The 4,648-nt window shown below is 54.8% G+C and carries 5 protein-coding genes; 3 read left to right on the top strand and 2 right to left on the bottom strand.

What is annotated here, in order from left to right; genetic code table 11:
* Positions 1 to 177: 177 nt before the first annotated feature.
* Complete coding sequence (locus tag ACIQ0G_RS10315; protein ID WP_397577829.1) at positions 178 to 1,701, bottom strand: cryptochrome/photolyase family protein; 1,524 nt, start codon at positions 1,699 to 1,701, stop codon at positions 178 to 180.
* Between the two features lie 165 nt (positions 1,702 to 1,866).
* Here ACIQ0G_RS10315 and queF point away from each other — a divergent pair, with 165 nt between their 5' ends.
* Both queF and ACIQ0G_RS10305 read left to right on the top strand, forming a co-directional pair.
* A complete protein-coding gene (queF, locus tag ACIQ0G_RS10310) occupies positions 1,867 to 2,325 on the top strand; it encodes a preQ(1) synthase (RefSeq protein WP_183938889.1) in 459 nt (152 codons plus the stop codon).
* A gap of 159 nt (positions 2,326 to 2,484) precedes the next feature.
* Positions 2,485 to 3,603, top strand: a complete 1,119-nt coding sequence (locus ACIQ0G_RS10305) for a serine hydrolase (RefSeq protein ID WP_397577828.1) — start codon at positions 2,485 to 2,487, stop codon at positions 3,601 to 3,603.
* A gap of 128 nt (positions 3,604 to 3,731) precedes the next feature.
* Here the strand turns inward: ACIQ0G_RS10305 and ACIQ0G_RS10300 are convergent, their stop codons facing one another.
* Positions 3,732 to 3,986, bottom strand: a complete 255-nt coding sequence (locus ACIQ0G_RS10300) for a circumsporozoite protein (RefSeq protein ID WP_333570255.1) — start codon at positions 3,984 to 3,986, stop codon at positions 3,732 to 3,734.
* Between the two features lie 230 nt (positions 3,987 to 4,216).
* Between ACIQ0G_RS10300 and ACIQ0G_RS10295 the strand changes: the two genes are divergently transcribed.
* On the top strand, positions 4,217 to 4,648 hold a 432-nt coding region (locus tag ACIQ0G_RS10295), incomplete at its 3' end, for an ArsR/SmtB family transcription factor (RefSeq protein WP_397577827.1).

Genomic DNA, 4,648 nt, shown 5'->3' with positions numbered 1-4,648 from the left:
ATTCGGCCTGCGCATTGCGGCCAGCATCGGGCATGAACCAGGTGGCATCGACCACGCGCAAATCAGACGCGCCGATTTCGTTCGCCAACCATTCGGTGCTTACTACCAATTCCATCTTTTTGTCCTTGCCCGCTAATTTTGATTCTTGTGCGCTTCAAGATAAGCAGCTTTTCCAAACTAGCCAAGCGTTTCGAGAAATTGCTGTGCCTGACGACGAAGCGCAACTTTATCGGTTTCCGCCATCCGGTCCCAGTTTTTATATGGCATCGCCATGCGCGGGTTCTTGCGCAGTCTATCTTCGTTGCGCGCAATAAATTCCCAATAGAGCGCATTGAACGGACATGCCTTGGGCCCCGTTTTTTGTTTCACATCATAACGGCAGCTGGAGCAATTATCCGACATCCGGTTGATATAGGCGCCACTGGCCGCATAAGGTTTTGATGCGAGCATGCCGCCGTCTGCAAACTGGCTCATGCCCAAGCTGTTCGGCAATTCGACCCATTCATAAGCGTCTGCATAAACGGCGAGATACCATCTATGCACGTCGACCGGGTTGATGCCCGCCAGCAGGGCGAAATTGCCGGTAATCATCAGCCGCTGGATATGATGGGCGTAGGAATATGCGATTGTCTGATCGACGGTTTGCGACAGGCAATGCATGTCTGTTTTGCCCGTCCAATAAAATTCCGGCAGCGGCCGTTCGGCGCCAAGCGCATTGCTCTCCACATATTGCGGACCAGCATGCCAATAAATGCCGCGCACATATTCGCGCCAACCAATGACCTGACGAATGAAACCTTCGGCAGCGTTGATGGGCACTTTGCCGGCCTGATATTGCGCTTCGACCGCGCGGCACAATTCCAGCGGATCAAGCAATCCGGTGTTGATGTACGGCGACAAAATCGAATGCCATAAAAATGGCTCGCCGGTGAGCATTGCGTCCTGATAATCGCCAAAGGACGGCAACGCATGTTTCAGGAAATATGCTTGCTGTTTCAGCGCGTCGGCGCGGGTCACCGCAAAGCCGAATTTCCCGGTCTGGCCCATATTGGTCGCAAATTTTGCTTCGACCATTTCAATCACATTCTGCGTGATATCGTCCGGCGCGAAATGCAGTGGCTGCGGCATCGCGAGATCGCGCTTGGCCGGCTTGCGGTTTTCAGCGTCAAAATTCCACTGCCCGCCGACGGGTGCATCGCCATCCATCAGCAATTTCGATTTACGCCGCATGTCGCGATAGAAATATTCCATGCGCAGTTGCTTGCGGTCCTTGGCCCAGCTTTCGAATTCGGCATGGTCACACAAGAAGCGGTCGTCGGCGCGTATCTCTACGGGCACATCGAACCGGTCGGCCCAGCTATCAAGCATGGCCTTTACCCGCCACTCGCCAGCTTCCGTGACACAAATGGCGGATGCGCTATGCCGTTCCATCGCGCGGGCGAGTTCGCCAGTAAAACTGCCGCTGTTTTCAGGCTCGGTCAGCTTCACATAGTCGACGGTCCATCCGGCTGAACGCAGGTCGTCGGCATGGTGGCGCATCGCCGATAATATGAACGCCATTTTGGATTTGTGGTGCGGCACATAGGTCGTTTCTTCATCGAGTTCGGCCATCAAAATGACGCACGTCTTTTTGTCCTGCCCCGCCAATGACGAGAGCGCATGGCTAAGTTGGTCGCCGAGTACCGGAATCAATGTCGTCATGATCGGAGCGTTAGCGAGGCCATGTCCGGGGCACGATACAGGTTTTCAGGAAACCGGCGCGCGTTGCCCAATCTCAATGCGCTTTTGCGTGAACCGAAAGTGAATATCTGGCCCAACCGGCATGACCCGTTTGCTTCCCGTGGTGAAACCGCTAAATGCGCAGCTATGACTGACGAACTAAAGCCGATGTATCTGGGTGCGCAAAGCGCACTTCCCCAAACGCCTGAAGAGGCTGAGCTGGATTATGTCCCCAATCCGCGCCCCGATACTCTGTATCTCGCACGCTTTGCCGTGCCTGAGTTTACGTCTTTATGTCCGGTCACTGCGCAACCCGATTTTGCGCATCTCGTCATCGATTATGCGCCGGACAAAAGCATCGTTGAATCAAAGTCGCTGAAGCTTTTCTTGGGTTCGTTCCGCAATCACGCCGCGTTCCATGAAGATTGCACTGTCGGCATAGGGCAGCGGCTTTTCACCGAAATGAAGCCGCATTGGCTGCGCATCGGCGGTTATTGGTATCCGCGCGGCGGAATTCCTATCGATGTGTTCTGGCAATCGGGGGAGCCGCCAAAGGGGCTGTGGCTTCCGGATCAGGGCGTTGCCCCGTACCGGGGTCGTGGCTGAGCCTATTTAAACAGGTTGCCCAAGTTTCCCCGCATAACGGACCTGCCGAACGATGCCGCCTGTTGATCGGAACTCTTCTCGTCGACGCCATCGAATCATTGGTCGCAAAAATGACCTTTGTCGGTGACAGAACGACCGAGAGGCCTCTATTGCAGCTTCATGGCTGACATAAATTCGACGACCAAGAAGCGCGTGCATAAAGCTGGCCAAACAGGCCTTGCGTCTCTGGCGCTGTTGTCCGTTTTATCGGGCTGCGTATCCGCGCCAATGCCTCGGGAACCTGCACCGCCAGCAGCAATAGCCCCAGCGCCAGCAGTTGTAGCGCCCGCCCGTCCCGCAATTGGACGGCCGCCCGCCGGTCTTGAAAACCTGATTCAAGATCAATGGCGTTTGTTTCCGGGGCGGACCGGTGTTGCCATCATGCGCGTTGATGGCGGTGAGTGGGTTTTAGGCCGCAGGATGGATGAATTGTTTCCCCAACAAAGCGTATCCAAAACCTGGGTTGCGCTCACCGTGTTGGACATGGTCGATCAAGGGAAACTCCGCCTCGATCAGAAAGTGCGGATCACACGGGATGATCTGGCGGTTTTTCATCAACCAATCCGTGATCAGGTGATCGCCAATGGCAGCATTGAGGTTTCGGTCCTCAACCTGCTGGAAACATCCATTCGCGCCAGTGACAATACCGCCAATGACTCGTTGCTGCGCACCGTAGGTGGTCCGCAAGCGGTAAAGAGTTTTATCGCGCGCAAGAATTTGGGTGCGATCCGCTTTGGGCCGGGCGAACGCGCGTTGCAAAGCGGCATTGCCGGTCTCGACTGGAAACAGGAATATGCAATTGGTCGGCGCTTTTATGCTGCGCGCGATGCTGTGCCGTTGGCAACCCGCAAGGCGGCGCTTGACCGCTATCTGAATGACCCAATCGATGGGGCAAGTCCGCAAGCCATTGTCCGCGCCTTGGCAAAGCTTGCTAAGGGCGAGCTGTTGTCGGCGTCTTCAACGCGCATCATGCTCGATATCATGTCGCGGACGTCAAGTGGACCCAACCGGTTGAAGGCGGGCGTTCCTGCGGGTTGGAGCTTTTTGCACAAGACAGGAACCGGACAGGTTTTGCCGCCGGTGTCCACGGGATATAATGATATAGGGATTATGACAGCGCCAGATGGCACACGTTACGCTATCGCGGTGATGATGGGCAGCACGACGGCGCCTATTCCGCAACGGATGACGTTCATGCAATTTGTATCGCGCACCGTGGCTTCATACCACCAGAACTGACGCCTTATTGCGATGTTCCGGTTGGAGCGCCGCGCGCGGTATCCAACGTGTCTACGGCAGACAAAGAAAAGGGCCGTCCTGCAAGCAGAACAGCCCTTATCAAAAACTTTCGCTAAAAAGCGCGAATATTACTTCGCAGCTTCTTTCGCAGCGTCTGCAGCAGGTGCAGCAGCAGCAGCGTCTGCAGCAGGAGCAGCAGCAGCGTCAGCAGCAGGAGCAGCTTCAGTTGCAGCAGCTTCAGCGCCTTCTACAGCTGCGTCAGCAGCTTCAGCAGGAGCTTCTGTGGTTGCTTCAGTTGCTTCTGTGGTTGCTTCTTCAGCACCTGAGCAAGCAGCCAAACCGAGCGAAGCGGCAAGAACGAGAGATACAGCAATTTTCTTCATATGGGAAACCCCCTAGCAAAACTTATGAAAACCTGACAGGCACACCACAACGAATGCAGTAATGTCTGCGGACAGCCCTCTAGCCCGTTCACAATTCGGTGGCAATGCGCTTTTTTATTCCGGTAAGCTGATCGGCCTCAAAATTGCATTTAACTCTACCAGAACGGTAGAAAATGCGGGAGATTTGAGCGGATTGACTTGATATAAAGATTTCTTTATATGATGGTGAAATGATCAATTTGCTGAACATCATGCGCGCTCTAGCCGACCCGACGCGGCTTCGAATCGTATTTCTCGTGCTTCGGCTTGAACTGTCGGTGGGCGAGTTAGTGCAGATATTGGACCAAAGCCAGCCCCGCGTTTCCCGGCATATCCGCATATTGGACGAGGCTGGATTGTTGGAGCGACGCAAAGAAGGAAGCTGGGTTTTCCTGCGGCCTGGCGCTGTTTTGGAGGACGGACGCCTGACGTCGTTGCTGACAGAAGCCGATGTTACGCAGGCGAAGGCGTTTCAAAAGGATCTGGCGCGGCTGGACGAGGTCCGCAACGCGCGTACCAATATGGCCGCATCCTATTTTGCGGCACATGCAGAAGAATGGGATTTCCTCAGATCACTGCATGTTGCTGATTCAGAAGTTGAGGCGAAGATTGCGCAGATTTTG

It is taken from the genome of Sphingorhabdus sp., assembly GCF_044354325.1.
Taxonomy (GTDB): domain Bacteria; phylum Pseudomonadota; class Alphaproteobacteria; order Sphingomonadales; family Sphingomonadaceae; genus Sphingorhabdus_B.
This window is presented reverse-complemented; position numbering and strand designations above follow the sequence as displayed.

Coding starts and splice junctions, on each gene's coding strand:
- ACIQ0G_RS10315 (WP_397577829.1), bottom strand. CDS start 1,701: ATGACGACATTGATTCCGGTACTCGGCGACCAACTTAGCCATGCGCTC.
- queF (WP_183938889.1), top strand. CDS start 1,867: ATGACTGACGAACTAAAGCCGATGTATCTGGGTGCGCAAAGCGCACTT.
- ACIQ0G_RS10305 (WP_397577828.1), top strand. CDS start 2,485: ATGGCTGACATAAATTCGACGACCAAGAAGCGCGTGCATAAAGCTGGC.
- ACIQ0G_RS10300 (WP_333570255.1), bottom strand. CDS start 3,986: ATGAAGAAAATTGCTGTATCTCTCGTTCTTGCCGCTTCGCTCGGTTTG.